The sequence below is a fragment of the Ramlibacter aquaticus genome, from assembly GCF_015159745.1.
Classification (GTDB): domain Bacteria; phylum Pseudomonadota; class Gammaproteobacteria; order Burkholderiales; family Burkholderiaceae_C; genus Ramlibacter; species Ramlibacter aquaticus.
Genome location: NZ_JADDOJ010000033.1, coordinates 1 through 17,324 on the forward strand (window position 1 = coordinate 1; position 17,324 = coordinate 17,324).

The 17,324-nt window shown below is 71.6% G+C and carries 15 protein-coding genes, 1 tRNA gene and 1 pseudogene; 12 read left to right on the forward strand and 5 right to left on the reverse strand.

What is annotated here, in order from left to right; genetic code table 11:
• Positions 1-16: 16 nt before the first annotated feature.
• Positions 17-195 (forward strand): annotated as a pseudogene (locus IM725_RS20400) (FAD-dependent monooxygenase); the annotation flags it as partial.
• A gap of 2 nt (positions 196-197) precedes the next feature.
• Positions 198-827: a DUF3108 domain-containing protein gene (locus IM725_RS09795; protein WP_193780402.1), complete on the forward strand. Its 630-nt coding sequence runs from the start codon at positions 198-200 to the stop codon at positions 825-827.
• Positions 828-864: 37 nt separating this feature from the next.
• Here the strand turns inward: IM725_RS09795 and paaK are convergent, their stop codons facing one another.
• Genes paaK through IM725_RS09810 form a run of 3 tightly spaced genes read right to left on the reverse strand, consistent with a single transcriptional unit; the run spans position 865 to position 3,390 of the window.
• The gene (paaK, locus tag IM725_RS09800; RefSeq protein ID WP_193780403.1) at positions 865-2,160 is read right to left on the reverse strand and encodes a phenylacetate--CoA ligase PaaK; all 1,296 of its coding nucleotides are present in this window, start codon (positions 2,158-2,160) and stop codon (positions 865-867) included.
• Between the two features lies 1 nt (position 2,161).
• Positions 2,162-2,590, reverse strand: a complete 429-nt coding sequence (gene paaI, locus IM725_RS09805; protein WP_193780404.1) for a hydroxyphenylacetyl-CoA thioesterase PaaI — start codon at positions 2,588-2,590, stop codon at positions 2,162-2,164.
• A gap of 2 nt (positions 2,591-2,592) precedes the next feature.
• Positions 2,593-3,390, reverse strand: a complete 798-nt coding sequence (locus IM725_RS09810; protein WP_193780405.1) for an enoyl-CoA hydratase-related protein — start codon at positions 3,388-3,390, stop codon at positions 2,593-2,595.
• A 103-nt stretch (positions 3,391-3,493) separates the two neighbouring features.
• On the opposite strand from IM725_RS09810, the gene IM725_RS09815 reads away from it, so the two are divergent.
• The 6 genes from IM725_RS09815 to IM725_RS09840 all read left to right on the forward strand — a co-directional run bounded on the left by IM725_RS09815 (position 3,494) and on the right by IM725_RS09840 (position 9,605).
• Positions 3,494-4,273, forward strand: a complete 780-nt coding sequence (locus tag IM725_RS09815; RefSeq protein ID WP_193780406.1) for an enoyl-CoA hydratase — start codon at positions 3,494-3,496, stop codon at positions 4,271-4,273.
• A gap of 46 nt (positions 4,274-4,319) precedes the next feature.
• Positions 4,320-4,396: transfer RNA gene (locus IM725_RS09820), tRNA-Met, on the forward strand.
• 222 nt (positions 4,397-4,618) lie between these two features.
• Positions 4,619-5,419, forward strand: a complete 801-nt coding sequence (locus tag IM725_RS09825; RefSeq protein WP_193780407.1) for a type IV pili methyl-accepting chemotaxis transducer N-terminal domain-containing protein — start codon at positions 4,619-4,621, stop codon at positions 5,417-5,419.
• Positions 5,420-5,550: 131 nt separating this feature from the next.
• A complete protein-coding gene (locus tag IM725_RS09830; protein ID WP_227753722.1) occupies positions 5,551-6,813 on the forward strand; it encodes an amidohydrolase in 1,263 nt (420 codons plus the stop codon).
• A gap of 142 nt (positions 6,814-6,955) precedes the next feature.
• The gene (locus IM725_RS09835) at positions 6,956-8,845 is read left to right on the forward strand and encodes a recombinase (RefSeq protein WP_193780409.1); all 1,890 of its coding nucleotides are present in this window, start codon (positions 6,956-6,958) and stop codon (positions 8,843-8,845) included.
• A 4-nt stretch (positions 8,846-8,849) separates the two neighbouring features.
• Positions 8,850-9,605, forward strand: a complete 756-nt coding sequence (locus tag IM725_RS09840) for a bestrophin-like domain (protein WP_193780410.1) — start codon at positions 8,850-8,852, stop codon at positions 9,603-9,605.
• Positions 9,606-9,612: 7 nt separating this feature from the next.
• Here IM725_RS09840 and IM725_RS09845 read toward each other — a convergent pair whose 3' ends face one another.
• A complete protein-coding gene (locus IM725_RS09845) occupies positions 9,613-10,992 on the reverse strand; it encodes a class II 3-deoxy-7-phosphoheptulonate synthase (protein WP_193780411.1) in 1,380 nt (459 codons plus the stop codon).
• Between the two features lie 195 nt (positions 10,993-11,187).
• On the opposite strand from IM725_RS09845, the gene IM725_RS09850 reads away from it, so the two are divergent.
• Positions 11,188-11,625 carry an RcnB family protein gene (locus IM725_RS09850; protein WP_193780412.1) on the forward strand — a complete coding sequence of 146 codons (438 nt, stop codon included), beginning with the start codon at positions 11,188-11,190 and terminating at the stop codon, positions 11,623-11,625.
• A 28-nt stretch (positions 11,626-11,653) separates the two neighbouring features.
• Here IM725_RS09850 and IM725_RS09855 read toward each other — a convergent pair whose 3' ends face one another.
• Positions 11,654-12,439: a COG4705 family protein gene (locus IM725_RS09855; protein WP_193780413.1), complete on the reverse strand. Its 786-nt coding sequence runs from the start codon at positions 12,437-12,439 to the stop codon at positions 11,654-11,656.
• A 219-nt stretch (positions 12,440-12,658) separates the two neighbouring features.
• On the opposite strand from IM725_RS09855, the gene IM725_RS09860 reads away from it, so the two are divergent.
• The 3 genes from IM725_RS09860 to IM725_RS09870 are packed head-to-tail and all read left to right on the forward strand — an operon-like array spanning position 12,659 to position 17,311.
• Positions 12,659-14,512 (forward strand): TonB-dependent receptor plug domain-containing protein, encoded by a 1,854-nt coding sequence (locus IM725_RS09860; RefSeq protein WP_193780414.1) that lies wholly within the window; start codon positions 12,659-12,661, stop codon positions 14,510-14,512.
• 7 nt (positions 14,513-14,519) lie between these two features.
• On the forward strand, positions 14,520-15,065 hold the full coding sequence (locus IM725_RS09865) for a YfiR family protein (RefSeq protein ID WP_193780415.1): 546 nt from the start codon (positions 14,520-14,522) through the stop codon (positions 15,063-15,065).
• A complete protein-coding gene (locus IM725_RS09870) occupies positions 15,062-17,311 on the forward strand; it encodes an ATP-binding protein (RefSeq protein WP_193780416.1) in 2,250 nt (749 codons plus the stop codon). Before IM725_RS09865 ends, IM725_RS09870 begins: the two co-directional genes overlap by 4 nt.
• Positions 17,312-17,324: the final 13 nt, after the last annotated feature.

Genomic DNA, 17,324 nt, shown 5'->3' on the forward strand with positions numbered 1-17,324 from the left:
ATCCTACAATGCCGGAATGGTCCTCGATGTATGCATACGCGGCGCCGGCATCGTGGGGCGCACGCTCGCCCTCCTGCTGGCGCGTGACCGACTGCGCGTGGGGCTGGTGCGCGGCGGGCCTACGCCCTGAATGCCTCCGCGCGCGACCTTCTGGAACAGGTGCGGGCCTGGCCGGACGCGCAGCATGCCGCGCCCGCGTGCAGTGGCAGCGCCAGCAGGACCGCTACCAGGTGCGCGTGGACGTGGACGTGGCCGTGCTGCTCAGCTTCGCGCTGGTCTCGCAGGGCAGCGTCACGCCGCAGGGGCTGGTGCCGCAGGCCTTCCAGGAAGAGCGGCCCGGCGGCGTCCGCGCCGTCGAGCTGGGCGAGGACAGCATCCGCCTCAACGACGGCCGCACCGTGCCGCGCCCGGCCGGCGTGCAGGACACGGCCAGCCAGTTCGCCGAGCTCTCGCACCGCTTCGCCACCGGGCAGGACGCGCTGGAGGTGGGCCACAGCGTGCAGCTCTGGCTGGCGCGCCCGGGCGGCGTGGACCTGTGGGTCTACGACGTCACCGAGAAGGTGGTGCTGCAGACGCCCGAGCTGGGCCCGGTGGAGGCCTACCACGTGGCGCCGCGGCCGCTGGACAAGCCGCGCGGCGACATCACCGCCGAGATGTGGTTCGCGCCCTCGCTGCAATACCTGCCGGTGAAGGTGCGCATGCGCAAGGGCGACGAGGCCTGGCTGGAGCTGACGGTGCGGCAGATCGAGCAGGGCGGCGAGCCCACGCCCGTGCCGCCCGGCGTCCAGCCGGAAGCGCCCGGGCCGGCGCCGGGGCCGAAGATCTGAGTGCGCCGCGGGGCCTGGCGCGCCCCGCCGTGCGCCTTCAGCGCGGGCGCTGGTCCAGCACGCGCCGGGCCTTGCCCACGCTGCGTTCGATGCCGCCCGTGGGCCGCAGCTCGATGCGCGCGCTGGTGCCGATATAGGCCTTGATCTTCTGCGCCAGGTCGCGGGCGGCGGCCTGCGCTTCCCGCGACTCGTGGTGGATGTCCATGTGCGTCTCCACCACCACCGTGAGTTCGTCCAGCGGCCCCTCGCGCGTGAGGATGCACAGGTAGTGCGGCGCCAGCACGTCGGTCTGCAGGATCAGCTCCTCGATCTGCGTGGGGAAGACGTTGACCCCGCGCACGATCATCATGTCGTCGCTGCGGCCGGTGATCTTCTCCATGCGGCGCATGGTGCGCGCGGTGCCGGGCAAGAGGCGCGTGAGGTCGCGCGTGCGGTAGCGGATGATCGGCAACGCCTCCTTGGTGAGGCTGGTGAACACCAGTTCGCCGAACTCGCCGTCCGCCACCGGCTCGCCGGTCTCCGGGTCGATGATCTCGGGGTAGAAGTGGTCTTCCCAGATGGTCGGGCCGTCCTGGGTCTCGATGCACTCGTTGGCCACGCCCGGGCCCATCACCTCCGACAGGCCGTAGATGTCCACCGCCCGGATGCCCATGCGCTGCTCGATGGCCAGGCGCATGTCGTTGGTCCAGGGCTCGGCGCCGAAGATGCCGATGCGCAGGCTGGATTCGCGCGGGTCCAGCCCCTGGCGCTCGAACTCGTCGGCGATGGCCAGCATGTAGCTGGGCGTGACCATGATGATGTCGGGCCGGAAGTCGTGGATCAGCTGCACCTGGCGCTCGGTCTGCCCGCCGCCGAAGGGCACCACCGTCAGGCCCAGCTTCTCGGCCCCGTAGTGCGCGCCCAGGCCGCCGGTGAACAGGCCGTAGCCGTAGCTCACGTGCACCATGTCGCCCGGCTTCGCGCCCGAGGCGCGGATGCTGCGCGCCATCACGTGCGACCAGGTGTCGATGTCGTTCTTCGTGTAGCCCACCACCGTGGGCTTGCCGGTGGTGCCGCTGGAGGCGTGGATGCGGGCGCAGCGCTCGCGTGGCACCGCGAACATGCCGAAGGGGTAGCTGTCGCGCAGGTCCTTCTTGGTCGTGAAGGGGAACTTCGCCAGGTCGGCCAGGGTGTGCAGGTCGGTCGGGTGCACGCCGGCCGCGTCGAACTTCGCGCGGTAGACGGGCGAGTTCTCGTAGGCGTGGAAGAGCGTGGCCTTCAGGCGCTTGAACTGCAGCGCCCGCAGCTCGTCGACGGAGGCCGTCTCGATCGGCTCGAGTGCGAAGGCGTTCATGTCATTCCTCGATGATGTGGCCGGCGATCTGCGCGCTCTTGCCGCGGAACATGGCGATCACGTCCCCATGCTGGTTGGTCACCCGCATGTCGTAGAGGCCGTGGCGGCCCTGCAGCACCTGCTCCACGCCCTCGCAGGTGAGCACGTCGCCCAGCTTGCCGGGCTTGAGGAACTCGATCTGGCAGCCCGCCGCGACCGCCACCTTGTTGTGGCTGTTGCAGGCGAAGGCGAAGGTCGAATCGGCCAGCGTGAAGATGAAGCCGCCGTGGCAGATCTGGTGGCCGTTGAGCATGGGCTCGCGCACCGCCATGCGCATCACGGCGCGGCCCGGCTCGCAGGTGACGAGCTCCATCTGCATGAAGTCCTTGCTGGCGGCGTCGACCGCGAACATGGCTTCGCCCACGCGGGCGGCGCGTTCCTTCGCGTCCATGCTCACTCGCCCTTGAACTGCGGCGCGCGCTTTTCGCGGAAGGCCATCACGCCCTCGATGTAGTCGTGCGTGGCGCCCAGGCCCGACTGCGTGTCGCGCTCCAGGTCGAGCTGGCGGTCCAGCTCGTTCGTGGCCGCGCCGCGCAGCAGCCGGCGCGTCTCCACCAGGGCGCGGGTGGGCATCACGGCCAGGCGCTGGGCCAGCTGCATCGCCGCCTCGACCACGTCGCCGGCGGTGGTGTCCCAGATCATTCCCCATTCCCTGGCGTCCTTGGCGGGCAGCTTGTCGCCCAGCATCGCGCAGCCCATGGCGCGGGCCAGGCCCATCTTCTTGACCAGCAACCAGCTGCCGCCCGCGTCCGGCACCAGGCCGATCTTGCTGAAGGCCTGGATGAAGCTCGCAGACTCGGCCGCGATGGCCAGGTCGCAGGTCATGGCCAGCGAGGCGCCGGCGCCGGCGGCGACGCCATTGACCGCCGCGACGGTGGGCACCCGCAGGGCCATCAGGCGGCGCACCGTGGGGTTGAAGGCCTGTTCGATGACGGGCCCGGGGTCGGCGCGCTTGACGAGGTCCGGGCCGGGCTCGAAATCGAACTCGGCCAGGTCGGCGCCGGCGCAGAAGCCCCGGCCGGCCCCGGTGATGACGGCCGCACGGAGGGCTGTGTCGGCCTCGATGCGGTCCAGCGCGGCCCACAGGTCCTTGTGCATGGCACGCGTGAAGCTGTTCAGGGCCGCGGGGCGGTTCAGGGTGATGAGCGCGACGGCGCCGCGCGTCTCGAAAAGGACGGTGGGTTCGGACATGGGGGTCTCCTGGGAGCACTCTACATTAACCGACCGCTCGGTCGGCTCATGGTTTTCGCTTGGGTATAGTGCGGCTTCCCAGCCCGAAGAACGGAGAAAAACCATGGCCTACGAGCACATCCAGACCCGCGTGGAAGGCGACCGCGTCGGCATCGTCACGCTGAACCGTCCCAAGCAGCTGAACGCCCTGAACAACCAGCTCATGGACGAGATGGGCGAGGCGCTCAAGGCCTTCGATGCCGACCCGGCCATCGGCTGCATGATCGTGACGGGCAGCGAGAAGGCCTTCGCCGCCGGCGCCGACATCGGCGCCATGGCCAGCTACAGCTTCGCCGACGTCTACAAGGGCGACTACATCACCCGCAACTGGGAAACGATCCGCTCGGTGCGCAAGCCGGTGATCGCGGCCGTGAGCGGCTTCGCCCTGGGCGGCGGCTGCGAGCTGGCCATGATGTGCGACTTCATCATCGCCGCCGACAACGCGAAGTTCGGCCAGCCCGAGATCAAGCTGGGCATCATCCCCGGCGCCGGCGGCACCCAGCGCCTGCCGCGCGCGGTGGGCAAGGCCAAGGCCATGGACCTGGCGCTGACCGGCCGCATGATGGACGCCACCGAGGCCGAGCGGGCCGGGCTGGTGAGCCGGGTGGTGCCGCTGGACAAGCTCATGGAGGAGACGCTGGGGGCCGCGCTCACGATCTGCGGCTACTCGCAGGTGGCGGTGATGGCGGCCAAGGAATCGGTGAACCGTTCGTTCGAAAGCGGCCTCTCGGACGGCGTGATGTTCGAGCGCCGGCTCTTCCACGCCCTGTTCGCCACCAGCGACCAGAAAGAGGGCATGGACGCCTTCGTGAACAAGCGGCCGCCGCAGTTCAAGCACCAGTGAAGTTTTTTGCCCTATAATGGAGGGCTCGGTGGCCCAGCCACCGGATGGCGCTTTAGCTCAGTCGGTTAGAGCGATGGAATCATAATCCACAGGTCCGCGGTTCGAGTCCGTGAAGCGCCACCAGATCCCGAAAGCCTTGTAAGTCAACGACTTGCAAGGCTTTTTTCTTTGCCCGGGCGGTCCTTCGAGGCTGCCCTGCGGCACCGGCCTGCCCAGGGTGGATGGCGCATGCCGACGCGGCCTGGCCTGCCTCGACAGGCTTTGCATGATCCTTGCTTCATGGTTGCGTGCCCCGCGCCCCGCGGGCGCCCCACCCAGCCCAAGGACCTCCATCCCTTCAAGACCATGGTGCAACGACGCAAACTCCTTCGCCTGACCGCGGCGTGTCTTCCGGTCCTGGGGGCCTGGCCCCTGGCGGCCGTGCCCCAGGTGATCGACATCAACGACGCTATCAACAAGGCCGGCCGCCAGCGCATGTTGAGCCAGCGCCTGGCCAAGAGCTACATGGCGCTCGGGCAGAAGGTCCAGACCGACTCGGCCGAGCGCATCCTCGATGCCTCCCTCGCGCTGTTCGACCGGCAGCTGGTCGAGCTGAAGGCCTTCGCGCCCACGGGCGACATCCGTGCCACCTACGCGCAGCTCGAGGCCCGCTGGGCCGACTACAAGACCGCACTCATAGGCACGGCCGCGAGCCGGGGGGCCGCCGACACCGTGCTCTCCCTGTCCGGGCAGATCCTGGCGCTGGCGAACAAGGGCACCCTGCAGCTCGAGGCCGTGTCCGGCAAGGACCTGGGCCGCCTGGTCAACCTCTCCGGACGCCAGCGGATGCTGAGCCAGCGCATGGCGGCCCTGTACCTGGGCGCCACCTGGGGGATCCAGGTGGCGCAGTCCAAGGCCGAAATCCAGGCGCTGAAGGAAGAGTTCCTGAAGGCGCACCAGGTGCTGAAGACGGCCCCCCAGGCCACCGACGCGATCCGTGCAGAGCTGGGCCTGGCGGAGACGCAGTTCGTCTTCTTCGACGCGGCCTTGATGACCCTGCAGCCCAGCGTGCAGAACCCGCAGAACGAGGCCAACGTCTTCACCACCAGCGAACGCATCCTCCAGGTCATGGACAACGTGACCGGCCTGTACGCGAAGGTCGCCTGAAGCGCCGCCATGTGCCGGGTGACGGGCCACCCGGCGCACGGCTGTCCGGGCCGGGGCGCAACGCAGCGCAGCGCAGCATGCCGGCCCGGACGGGCCGGTGTTGTAATGAGCGCTTCGCAGGAGCCCGCCCCATGAACGACCGCCTGGACCCCCAGCACGCCGCCGCCGATTTGATCGAGGAGGCTGCACGACAGGTGGAGGGCCGGGTGCTCGCCTGGCGGCGCGACCTGCACGCGCACCCGGAACTGGGCAACCGCGAGTTCCGCACCGCCGGCATCGTCGCGGACCACCTGCGCCGTCTGGGCTTCGACGAGGTGCGCACCGGCGTGGCGCACACCGGCGTGGTCGGGCTGCTCAAGGGCGCCTTGCCCGGCCCGGTGGTCGCGCTGCGGGCCGACATGGATGGGTTGCCGGTCACCGAAGAAGTGGACCTGCCGTTCGCCTCCAAGGTGCGCACCCAGTGGAACGGCGAGGAGGTCGGCGTCATGCACGCCTGCGGGCACGACTGCCACGTCGCGATCCTGATGGGCGTCGCCGAGGTGTTAGCCGGGCTGCGCGCGACGCTGCGCGGGCAGGTCAAGTTCATCTTCCAGCCGGCCGAGGAGATGCCACCCGATGGTGAGGACGGCGGCGCGAAGATGATGATCGCCGAGGGCGCGCTGGAGAAGCCGACGCCCAGGGTCATCTTCGGCCTGCACGTCACCTCGCGCCTGAACGTCGGCGAGATCGGCTACAGGCCGGGGCCGACCATGGCCAGCTCCGACCGCTTCCGCATCACCGTGCGCGGGCGCCAGACGCATGGCGCCGCGCCCTGGCTGGGCGTGGACCCCATCGTGGTCTCCTCGCAGATCGTGCTCGGGCTGCAGACCATCGTCTCGCGCGGGCAGGACATCACCCGCGAGCCGGCGGTGGTGACGGTGGGCATGATCCGCGGCGGCAACCGCGAGAACATCATCCCGGACGAGGTGATGATGAAAGGCACCATCCGCACCTTCGACGAGGGCATGCGCGACGACATCCACGAGCAGATGACCGACATCGCCGAGGGCATCGCCAAGGGCAACCGCGCCGGCTGCCAGGTCTGCATCAACAAGAACTACCCCGTCACCTACAACGACCCGGCCCTGACCGCGCAGATGGTGCCCACGCTGCAGCGGGTGGCCGGCGACGAGCACGTGCACGAGGTGCCCAAGGTCACCGGCGCGGAGGACTTCTCGTACTACCAGCAGCTGATCCCCGGGCTGTTCTTCTTCGTCGGCTCCACCGAGAAAGGGCTGGACCCGGCCAAGGCGCCGTCCAACCACTCGCCGCGCTACAAGGTCGACGAGGCCAGCCTGTCGCTGGGCGTGCGTGCGCTGGCCCACGTGGCCTGGGACTGGCTGGCGACGCACTGAGGACGCGCGGCCCGACGCGGGGCCGCCTGGCCGGTCCCTGTGCGGCCCCGTGCGACGGCCCGCTGCGGGCCCCACCCTGCCGGATTCCCGGGATGCCCCCGGCTCGACACCCGGCCGCGCTTGCAGGCATCATCGGCAGCGCATGCCCATGCAAGAGCTTTTCCCGCCTTTCGTGACCACCCTGCGACCGCCGCGCGGCGCCTCGGCCGACGCGGTGCGGCGCCACCTGCGCGATGCGGCCCTGCGGCTCGCGGCCGGCCCGGCCCGCACCGCGCTGGCGGAGGGGCTGGTGCGCTGTACGGCACGCTCCCTGCTGGCGGACACCGGCATCACGCTGGGCGTGGGCTTCTGGGCCGCGGCGCGGCGGCGCGCCGTGCTCAAGCTGCTGCCGCCCGAGCCGGTCGAGGCCGACCTGCAGTCCGTGCTGCACGACGCGCTGGCGCCAGGCGATGCGGCCTGGATGCAGGCGCACCCGGACGCCCTGGCCGACGTGCTGCGCTCCCTGGGCGGCGGCAGCGACGTCGCCGCCCTGCGCCTGCGCGACTGGGCCCGCAGCGAAGCGCAGGAAGCGCTGGCCGTGCTGTCGGTGCGGGTCGCCGCCATCGGCCTGGACCCGGAACTGGCGCGCAAGGACCCGGCCTGCGCCCGGCTGGACAGCCCCTTCCAGGTGCAGGCCCAGGCGGTGCAGGCCTGGGTCGCCGCGCGTGCCGGCGCCGCGGACGATACCGCCCCGCTGCTGGCGGCGCTGGACGGCTGCGAGCGCCTGCTGGGCGTCGTCCAGCACCACTGCCGCAGCAGCGGCATCTCCGTCACCCTGACGCGGCTGCTGCTGCGTGCGTCGCAGTCGATCGGCCGCATGCGGGTGCTGGTGCAGGCCCTGCAGGCCGCCGACCCCTTCCCGGTGCTGGCGCGCCTGCTGGCCACGCTGGCCGCCGCCGATGCGCGGCGCGCCAGCCTGCGCGACCTGGTGGACACCAACACTGCTCACCTTGCCCTGCAGGTGACCGAGTGCGCGAGCCGCACCGGCGAGCACTACGTGGCCAACGACCGCGGCGAATGGTTCGGCATGCTGCGCGCTGCGCTGGGCGCCGGCGCCGTGGTGGGCGTGCTGGCCCTGGTCAAGACCCTGCTCGCCGCGGCGGCGCTGGCGCCGGCCGGCGTCGCGCTCGCCTACGGGCTGAACTACGCGGCCGGCTTCGTGCTGGTGTACCTGCTGCATTTCACCATCGCCACCAAGCAGCCGGCGATGACCGCCGCGCTGATCGCGCAGGCCCTGGACCACGGCCAGCAGCGCCTGGGCGACGTCGCCGAGCTCGTGGTGCGCGTGCTGCGGTCGCAGTTCATCGCCGTGGTCGGCAATGTGGTGGTGGCGCTGCCCTGCGCCGCCCTCCTGGCCCTGGCCTGGGGTGCGGCCACGGGCACCCCGCTGGCCGGTCCGGCCAAGGCGGCGCACCTGGTGCACGACCTGGACCCGCTGCACAGCCTGGCCCTGTTGCACGCCGCCATCGCCGGCGCCTGCCTGTTCTTTTCGGGGCTGGTGGCGGGCTTCTACGACAACCGTGCGGCAGACCGGCGGCTGCAGGCGCGGCTCGCCCGCCACCGCGGGCTGGGCCGGCTGCTGGGCGAGGCGCGGCGTGAGCGATTCGCGGCCTGGGCCGCCGCCAACCTGGGCGGGATCGCGAGCAACGTGGTGCTGGGCTTCCTGCTCGGGTCCATGGGCGTGCTGGGCGAGTTCCTGGGCCTGCCGCTGGACATCCGCCACGTGACCTTCTCCAGCGCCAACCTCGGCATCGCCGCCGTGTCCCTGGACCTGGGCTGGCGCGACTGGGCGATGGCGCTCGCCGGCCTGGTGGCGATCGGGATTGTGAACCTGGCGGTGTCCTTCGCGCTCGCCCTGGCCGTGGCCCTGCGCTCGCGCCGGCTGGCCATCACCTCGGAATGGACGGTGCTGCGCACGGTGCTGCGGCGCTTCGTACGCAGCCCGCGCGAGTTCTTCCTGCCCCCGCCCGCGGCGGCAGCCCAGGAGGCCTGACGCGATGGACTGGCTGCTGCGCACGCCCGCGCTCGTGGTGCTGCTGGTCGCGGCGCTGCTGCTCGTGATGGAGACGGGACGCCGGCTGGGTCGCCGCTGGGCCTTGCCGGGCGGCGAGGACCGCGGGGTCGCGGCGGTGGAAGGCTCGATGTTCGCGCTGTTCGGCCTGATCCTGGCCTTCACCTTCACCGGCGCTGCCGAACGCTTCGACCACCGGCGGGAGCTGATCGCGCGCGAGGCCAACGCCATAGGCACCGTCTGGCTGCGGCTGGACCTCTTGCCCGCGCCGGACCAGCCGCGCGCCCGTGCGCTGCTGCGCGAGTACGTGCAGCAGCGCCTGGTGGCCACCAGCGAGGCGGACGGCGCGGCGGCCGCGGGCGAACGCGCAGCCTCGCTGCAGCAGGCGCTGTGGTCCCACTGCGTGCAGGGCGTCGCCAGCGTGCAGGGCGGCCCTGTGCTGCTGCTGCCGGCGCTGAACGAGCTGATCGACCTGACGACCACGCGCGAGTCGGCGGCCCGCATGCACCCGCCCGGGGTGGTCTATCTCCTGCTGGTGGCGCTGGCCCTGGGCTCGGCCCTGCTGGCCGGCCACGCCATGGGCGCGCGGCCCGCGCTGCCCTGGCTGCACATGCTGGCCTTCGCGCTGGTGACGGCCATCACGATCTACGTGATCGTGGAGCTCGAGTTCCCGCGGATGGGGCTGGTGCGCATCGAAGCGTCCGACGCGCTGCTGCGCGACTTGTTGCGGTCCATGCGCTAGGGCCGCCCTAGCGCCGCGCCGCCTTCAGCACGTCCGCGATCAGGAACGCGAGTTCCAGGCTTTGCGAGCCGTTCAGGCGCGGGTCGCAGGCGGTCTGGTAGCGCATCGCCAGGCCCTCGTCCGTCAGCGCCTGGGCGCCGCCCCGGCACTCGGTCACGTCCTCGCCGGTCATCTCGAAGTGCAGGCCGCCCGGGTGGGTGCCTTCCTGCGCATGGGCGGCGAAGAAGCCGCGCACCTCGTGCAGGATGCGCGCGAAGTCGCGGGTCTTGTAGCCGCTGGTCGCGGTGACCGTATTGCCGTGCATGGGGTCGCAGCACCAGACGGGCGTGCGACCTGCTGCGTGCACCGCGCGCAGCAGGGGCGGCAGGCGCTCGGTGACCTTGTCGCTGCCCATGCGGCTGATCAGCACGATGCGGCCGGGCTCGTGGTCCGGGTCCAGCACGTCCAGCAGGCGCAGCACGTCGTCGGCGTCCGCCGTGGGCCCCAGCTTGATGCCGATGACGTTGCGCAGCCCGCGCAGGTATTCCACATGGGCGCCCGTCACCTGCCGCGTGCGCTCGCCCAGCCAGAGCATGTGCGCCGAGCCGCCGTACCAGGCGCCGTCGCGCTCGTTGAAGCGGGTCAGCGCTTCTTCGTAATGCAGGTGCAGCGCCTCGTGCGAGGTGTAGAACTCCACCGCATGCAGCTGGGGCGTGCGCGCCGCGTCGAAGCCGCAGGCCTGCATGAAGGCCAGCGACTGCGTGATCCTGTCCGCCAGGGCCTCGAAGCGCTCGCCCTGGGGGCTGTTGCGCACGAAGTCGGCGGTCCAGCGGTGCACCTCGTGCAGGTCCGCGAAGCCGCCCTGGGCCAGGGCCCGCAGCAGGTTCAGCGTGGCCGCCGAATGCGAGTAGGCCGTCACCAGCCGGGACGGATCGGGCTGCCGCGCCTGCGGGGTGAACGCGCTGTCGTTGACGATGTCGCCGCGGTAGGAGGGCAGGCTCAGCCCGCCCACGGTCTCCGTGTCCGAGGAGCGCGGCTTGGCGAACTGGCCGGCGATGCGGCCGACCTTCACCACCGGGCAGGACGCGGCATAGGTCAGCACCACGGCCATCTGCAGGATGACGCGGAAGGTCGATTCCACCGAAGCCTGCCCCAGCGCATCGAAGCTCTCCGCGCAATCGCCGCCCTGCAGCAGGAAGGCCTCGCCGCGCGCGACCGCCGCGAGCCGCTCGCGCAGCTGCGACACCTCGCCGGGAAAGATGAGCGGCGGCAGCGACGCCAGCTGCGCCTCGGCAGCGGCCAGCGCCTGCGCGTCGGGGTAGGCCGGCATCTGCAGCGCCGGCTTTGCGCGCCAGGAGGCCGGACTCCAGGCCTGTACTGCTGCGTCGCCGGTCGAATCCTTCCTCATCCTGGGCCCCCTGGTGTGTGGCCGCGATTCTGCGGCATCGTCCCGGCCCTGTCACCGGGCCGGCTGGGCGGGCCGTCGGACGCCGCCCGCCCGCGCGGTCGCGCTCGCCAGGGCCCTGGCGCGGCCTGCGCCTACGCGCAGCCGGGCTTGCTGGGGCCATGCTCGAGCCGCATCAGGAGGTGCACCATGCAGCAGATGTCGAGTTCGAAACGGCTGGGCGCCGGGCTTGCGCTGTCCCTGGTCCTGTGCGGCGTGGCCTTCGCACAGGACGACGACCGCCAGCAGAACCAGCGCGACTGGGAACGCCAGCACAGGCGCTGGGAAGGCCAGCGCGGCATGGACCAGGACCCGCGCGGCAACTGGCGCGACCCGCGCGATCGCGACGATCGCGCACGCCGTGACGCGGACCGCGACCGGCGCGGTGACTGGGGCGCCGGTCCGGACCATGCCTGGCACCGCGGCGACCGGCTGCCGCCCGAGTACCGGCACCGCAACTACGTGGTCGACGACTGGCGTGTGCACCGCCTGGCGCCGCCGCCGCGCGGCTACCAGTGGATGCAGTACGGGGGCGACTACCTGCTGGTGGCGATAGGCACGGGCATCATCGCGCAGCTGGTGATCGGCAACCGCTGAGCGCTGCCCCGCGCAGCGCTGCACGTTGTCAGCCGGGTCCCGACCCCGGCGCTGCAGGCTTCTGCGGGAACAGCAGGATGCACAGCACCATCACCAGGACCAGCGCGGCCGAGGCATGGAGCCGGCTCAGCGCCAGGCCGCCGTCCGCGCGCGGCTTGTCGAGCAGGTCGCCGACGGTGGCGCCCAAGGGCCGCGTAAGCACGAAGGCGAGCCAGAACAGCAGCGTGCGCGACAGACGCGTCGTCGCATACAGCAGGGCGACGACCAGCAGCAGGGCGCCGAACAGGGCCGCGGCCTTCTCGTAGCCCAGGCCCAGGCCACCGCGGTCGTCGCCCGCCCACCAGTCGCCCAGCGCGGTGCCCAGGGTCTGCGAGAAGAGGATGGTGGCCCAGTAGAACCACTCGGCCCGCGGCGTGCGCACGCTCTGCACCGACACCGTGCCCTCGACGCGGTGCCATGACGCGAGGCTGGCGATCAGCAGCACGACGATCACGGCCACGCCGCCGGGGTAGCCGATGCCCAGCGAGCGGTCGCAAAAATCCGCCAGGGTGGTGCCCAGCGTGGTGGTGGCGACGATGGTCGCCCAGTACAGCAGCGGGTGGTAGCGGCCCGTGCGGACCTGCCCCGAGACCAGGGCCACGAACAATGCCGCGAAGATGCCCGAGCCCACCAGGTAGCCGAGCTGCAAGGACATGGTCACCCAGTCGCCGCCGGTTTCACCGAGGGTGGTGGCGGCGATCTTGGTGATCCAGAACCCCAGCGTGATCGCGGGGACCTTGGCGTCGCTGAAGGGGTGGTCGTGGTGCGGGTCCATCGTCGGCGGTGTGGGCGGCCTGCGATGCGGCGCCGGGCCCCCATCTTGCAGCAGCCGGGACCCGGCGTGGGGTGGCTGGCGCCCAGCGACATCCGCAGTCGCGCGGGCCCAACTCAGCCTTGGGCGCCGCCTGCGCGGCTCAGGCGAGGCCCCTATACTCGCTGCGACGAGGTGACGATGGCAGTAGAACAACGGAGACAGCGCCTCTTGTGCACGGCCTTGCTGGCCGCTTTCGCGCGCGTCGCCAGCGCGCAGGACATGGCCTCGGTGGCGGGCCTGGCCGACCTCACGCTGGAGCAGCTCAGCAGCATCCAGGTCACTTCCGTGTCGGGCCGTCCCGAGAGCATCTCCGATGCGGCGGCCTCCATCTTCGTCATCACGGCCGACGACATCCGCCGCTCCGCCGCCACCAGTCTCCCCGAGGCCCTCAGGCTTGCGCCCAACCTGCAGGTCGCGCAGCTCAACGCCTCGCAGTACGCGATCAGCGCGCGCGGCTTCAACAACGCGATCGGCAACAAGCTGCTGGTCCTGGTCGACGGGCGCACCATCTACTCGCCCCTGTTCTCCGGCGTGTTCTGGGACCAGAACGACGTCATGCTGCAGGACATCGAGCGCATCGAGGTGATCAGCGGGCCGGGCGGCACGCTGTGGGGCGCCAACGCCGTCAACGGCGTGATCAACATCATCACGCGGCCGGCGGCCGACACCCAGGGCCTGCTGGCCAGCAGCGCGCGCTCGGGCAGCGGCGGCTACGAGGCCGTGCGCCAGGGCGGAACGACGGCGGACGGCGTGAGCTGGCGCGTGTACGCCATGGCGATGGACCATGGCAACACCTTCCGCGCCGACCACGTGGCGCGCGCGGATGCGGCGGCCAAGCACCAGGCCGGCTTCCGCATCGACTGGCCCACCGCCGACGGCAGCCTGACCCTGCAGGGGGACGCCTACGAAGGGGGCAAGCGGCCCGCCAGCAACCTGGCGCCGCTGATGTCGGGCGGCAACCTGCTGGCCCGCTGGCAGGGCCGGCTGCCCGGTGGCGCGCCGTTCACGCTGCAGGGCTACCTGGACGAGGTGCACCGTGACGACGTCAACGCCTTCCGCGAGCGGGCCTCGACGGCGGACCTCCAGTTCAGCAGCGAACCGGCCATGCCGGCGGGTCACCAGCTGCTGTGGGGCTTCGGCCTGCGCGACACCCAGGAGCACAACCCGCCCAGCCCGGCGGTGGCCTTCATCCCCATGGACCGGGCGCTGCGCTGGGGCAACGTGTTCGTGCAGGACGACTGGCGCTTCACGCCGGCCTGGCAGCTCACCCTGGGGGGCAAGCTGGAGAGCAATGTCTACACGGGCGTGGAGTTCATGCCCAACCTGCGGCTGTCGTACAAGCACTCGCCCACGGCGATGACCTGGGCGGCCGTGTCGCGGGCCGTTCGCGCCCCGGCCCGCCTGGACCGCGAGTTCTACTCGCCGGGCCGTGCGCCCTACGTGATCGCCGGCGGACCCGACTTCATCTCCGAGGTCGCGACCGTGACCGAGCTGGGGCACCGCGGCTACCTGGCCTCGGGCATCAGCTACTCGATCACCGCCTTCCGCCAGGACTACGGCCACCTGCGCAGCGGCACCTCGACGGCACCGGCCATGCTCATCAACCAGATCGAGGGCCACGTGGACGGGGTGGAAGCCTGGGGCAACTGGCAGGTCCGTCCCGGCTGGCGCCTGGGCGCCGGCCTGCTCGCGCTGCGCAAGCACCTGGACACCACGCGCGGTACGCCCGACCCCGCGGGCATCGCCAGCCTGGGCAACGACCCCCAGGAGCAGTGGAGCCTGCGATCCAGCCACGACATCGGCGCGGCCGGGCAGTTCGACATCGCCATCCGCCGCGTCGGGGCGCTGCCCCTGCCCCAGGTGGCCGCCTACACGGCGGTGGACGCGCGCTTCGCCTGGAAGGTCTCGCCGCAACTCGAACTGGCCGTCTTCGGGCAGAACCTGTTCGACCCGCGCCACGTGGAGTTCAACGCGGTGCCGGTCGCCAGCCAGATCCCCAGGCGCGTCTTCCTCAGTGCCACCTGGCGCATGTAGGCCGCCCATGCGCCGACGCTCACTGCTGCGGTGGGTCCTGGGTGCGCTGCTGCCGGCCGCGCGGCGGGCCCATGGCCAGCCGCCCCTGAGCGAGAGCGCGGTGAAGGCCGCATTCCTGTTCAAGTTCGCCTCCTTCGTCGAGTGGCCCGCGGGGGTTTTCCAGCGTCCCGACCAGCCCCTGGCCATGGGGGTCGCAGGTGACGAGGCCGTGGCGGCGGACCTGGAACAGATCGCCGCGGGGCGCCACGTCGACAGCCACCCCGTGGTGGTCCGGCGCGTGCCTGAGAACGGCCCGGTGACGGGCGTGCACGTGCTGTACGTGGGCACGCAGCGCGAGCAGCGGCTGCGCGAGAACCTGGCGGCGGTGGCCGGGCCGGTGCTGCTGGTGACCGACCAGCCCGACGCGCTGAAGCTGGGCAGCGTGCTGAACTTCTCGCACGAGGATGGGCGCATCCGCTTCGCCGCCTCGCTCACGGCCGCTCAGGCACGCCGGCTCAAGCTCAGTTCGCGTCTGCTCGCGGTGGCGCAGAACGTGGAGGGCCGCGCGCCATGAGCAACGCACGCTCCTCCATCGGCCGCAAGCTCAACCGCATCCTGGCGCTGACGACGGTGATCGCGCTGCTGATCGCGGGGGCGGCGATCGGCGCGCTCGAACTGCGCAGCCGCATCCATTCCATCGAGGACGACCTGATCGCGCAGGCCGACGTGCTCGCCCTGTCCAACCTGGCCGCGCTCGAGTTCGACGACCGCCGCGCCGCCGGGGAGAACCTGAGCGTGCTGCGCGCCAAGCCCGACGTGCTGGTGGCCGCGGTCTACGACGCGCGGGGCCAGCTCTTCGCCTCCTACGTGTCCTCGGCCGTGGAACTGCTGCCGCCGCCGCGCGCCGCACCGGCGCCGGTGCAGATCGACGGCGAATTCGTGCGCGTGTGGCGGCCCATCGTCTCGCGCAGCGGCCGTGCGGGCAGCCTCTACCTGCAGGCCCAGCACCGGCTGGTGCCGCGCGCCTTCGAGTACGCGGGCATCCTGCTGGTCATCCTGGGCGGCAGCCTCGCGGCGGCCCTGCTGATCGCCCACCGCATGCAGCGCGTCATCACCGGGCCGGTGCTGTCCATGAACGCCGTGGCCCGCCGCGTGAGCGCCGAGCGCAATTTCGACCTGCGCGTGTCGCGCACCAGCGACGACGAGATCGGGGACCTGGCCGACACGCTCAACGCCATGCTGGACGAACTCGGGGCGCGCTCACGCAGCCTGGAGTCGGCGGTGGCTGCGCTGCGGGCCAGCGACGAGCGCTACCAGCTGGTGGTGCGCGGCTCCAGCGCCGGCCTGTGGGACTGGGACATGGCCACCGACACCATGTTCTTCGCGCCCCGCCTGCGCACGCTGCTCGGCTATTCGGAGCAGGAGTTTCCCGACCGGGCGGACTCGCTGCGCGGCGTCATGCACGACGACGACCGGCCCGCGATCCGGGCCGCGCTGGACCAGCACCTGGCGGACGGCCTGCCCTTCACCGTGGAATGCCGCCTGCGGGTGAAGTCGGGTGAGTGGCGCTGGTTCCAGCTCACCGGCATGTCCGAGCGCGATGCGCAGGGCCGCGCCGTGCGCATGGCGGGCTCCGTCATCGACGTGACCGAGCGCAAGCGGGTGGAGCAGGCCCTGCAGGAGTCCAACCGCGCCAAGGACGAATTCATCGCCACGCTGGCGCACGAGCTGCGCAACCCGCTGGCGCCGCTGCGCACCGGGCTGGAGATCCTGAACCGCAGCGGCAGCGTGAGCCCGGCGGCCGAGCGCGTGCGCCAGACCATGCAGCGCCAGCTGGCCCACATGGTGCGCCTGATCGACGACCTGCTGGATATCTCGCGCATCAGCAGCGGCAAGATCCATCTCTCGCCCTCGCGCGTGCACCTGTCGGACGCGGTGGCCTCGGCGGTCGAGATCAGCCGGCCCATCATCGACGAGCGCGGGCACCGGCTGGAGATCGAACTGCCGCCGCGCGAGATCGAGATGATGGCCGACGGCACGCGCGTGGCCCAGGCCCTGGGCAACCTGCTGCACAACGCGGCCAAGTACACGCCCGAGGGCGGGCGCATCCGGCTGTCCGCCCGCCAGGAGGCGGCCTGGGCGGTGATCGAGATCGAGGACAGCGGCGTGGGCATTCCCGCGGACATGCTCGAAGGCGTGTTCAGCCTGTTCACCCAGGTCGGGCGCACGCTGCACAGCGCGCAAGGCGGCCTGGGCATCGGCCTGTACCTGGTGCGCAGCCTGGTCGAGCTGCACGGCGGCAGCGTGGTGGCCGCCAGCCCGGGCGTGGGCCAGGGCAGCACCTTCACGGTCCGCCTGCCCTGCCTGCCGCAGACGGCGGAAGCCGCCCCCGCGAGCGACGGCGCGGGCCCGGTGCTCTCGCATGCCGACCTGCGGGTGCTGGTCGCGGACGACAACGTGGACGCCGCCGAGACCCTGGCCACGCTGCTGGAGATGACGGGCTGCACCACGCGCCGCGTGCACGACGGCAATTCGGTGCTACCCGCCGCGCGCGAGTTCGTGCCCGACCTGGTGCTGCTGGACATCGGGCTGCCCGACATCCCCGGCTACGAGGTGGCGCGCAGGCTCAGGGGCGACCCGGTGGTCGGCGGCGTGCACCTGGTTGCGGTCACCGGCTGGGGCACCGAGGGCGACCGGCGCCGCACGGCGGACGCCGGCTTTGACGAGCACCTGACCAAGCCGGTGGAGTTCGCGGCGGTGGAATCGATCCTGCTGCGGGCACGCCGCCGCGGCGAGCCCGGGGCCGCGCGGCCGGCCTGAGCGGGTGGCCGCC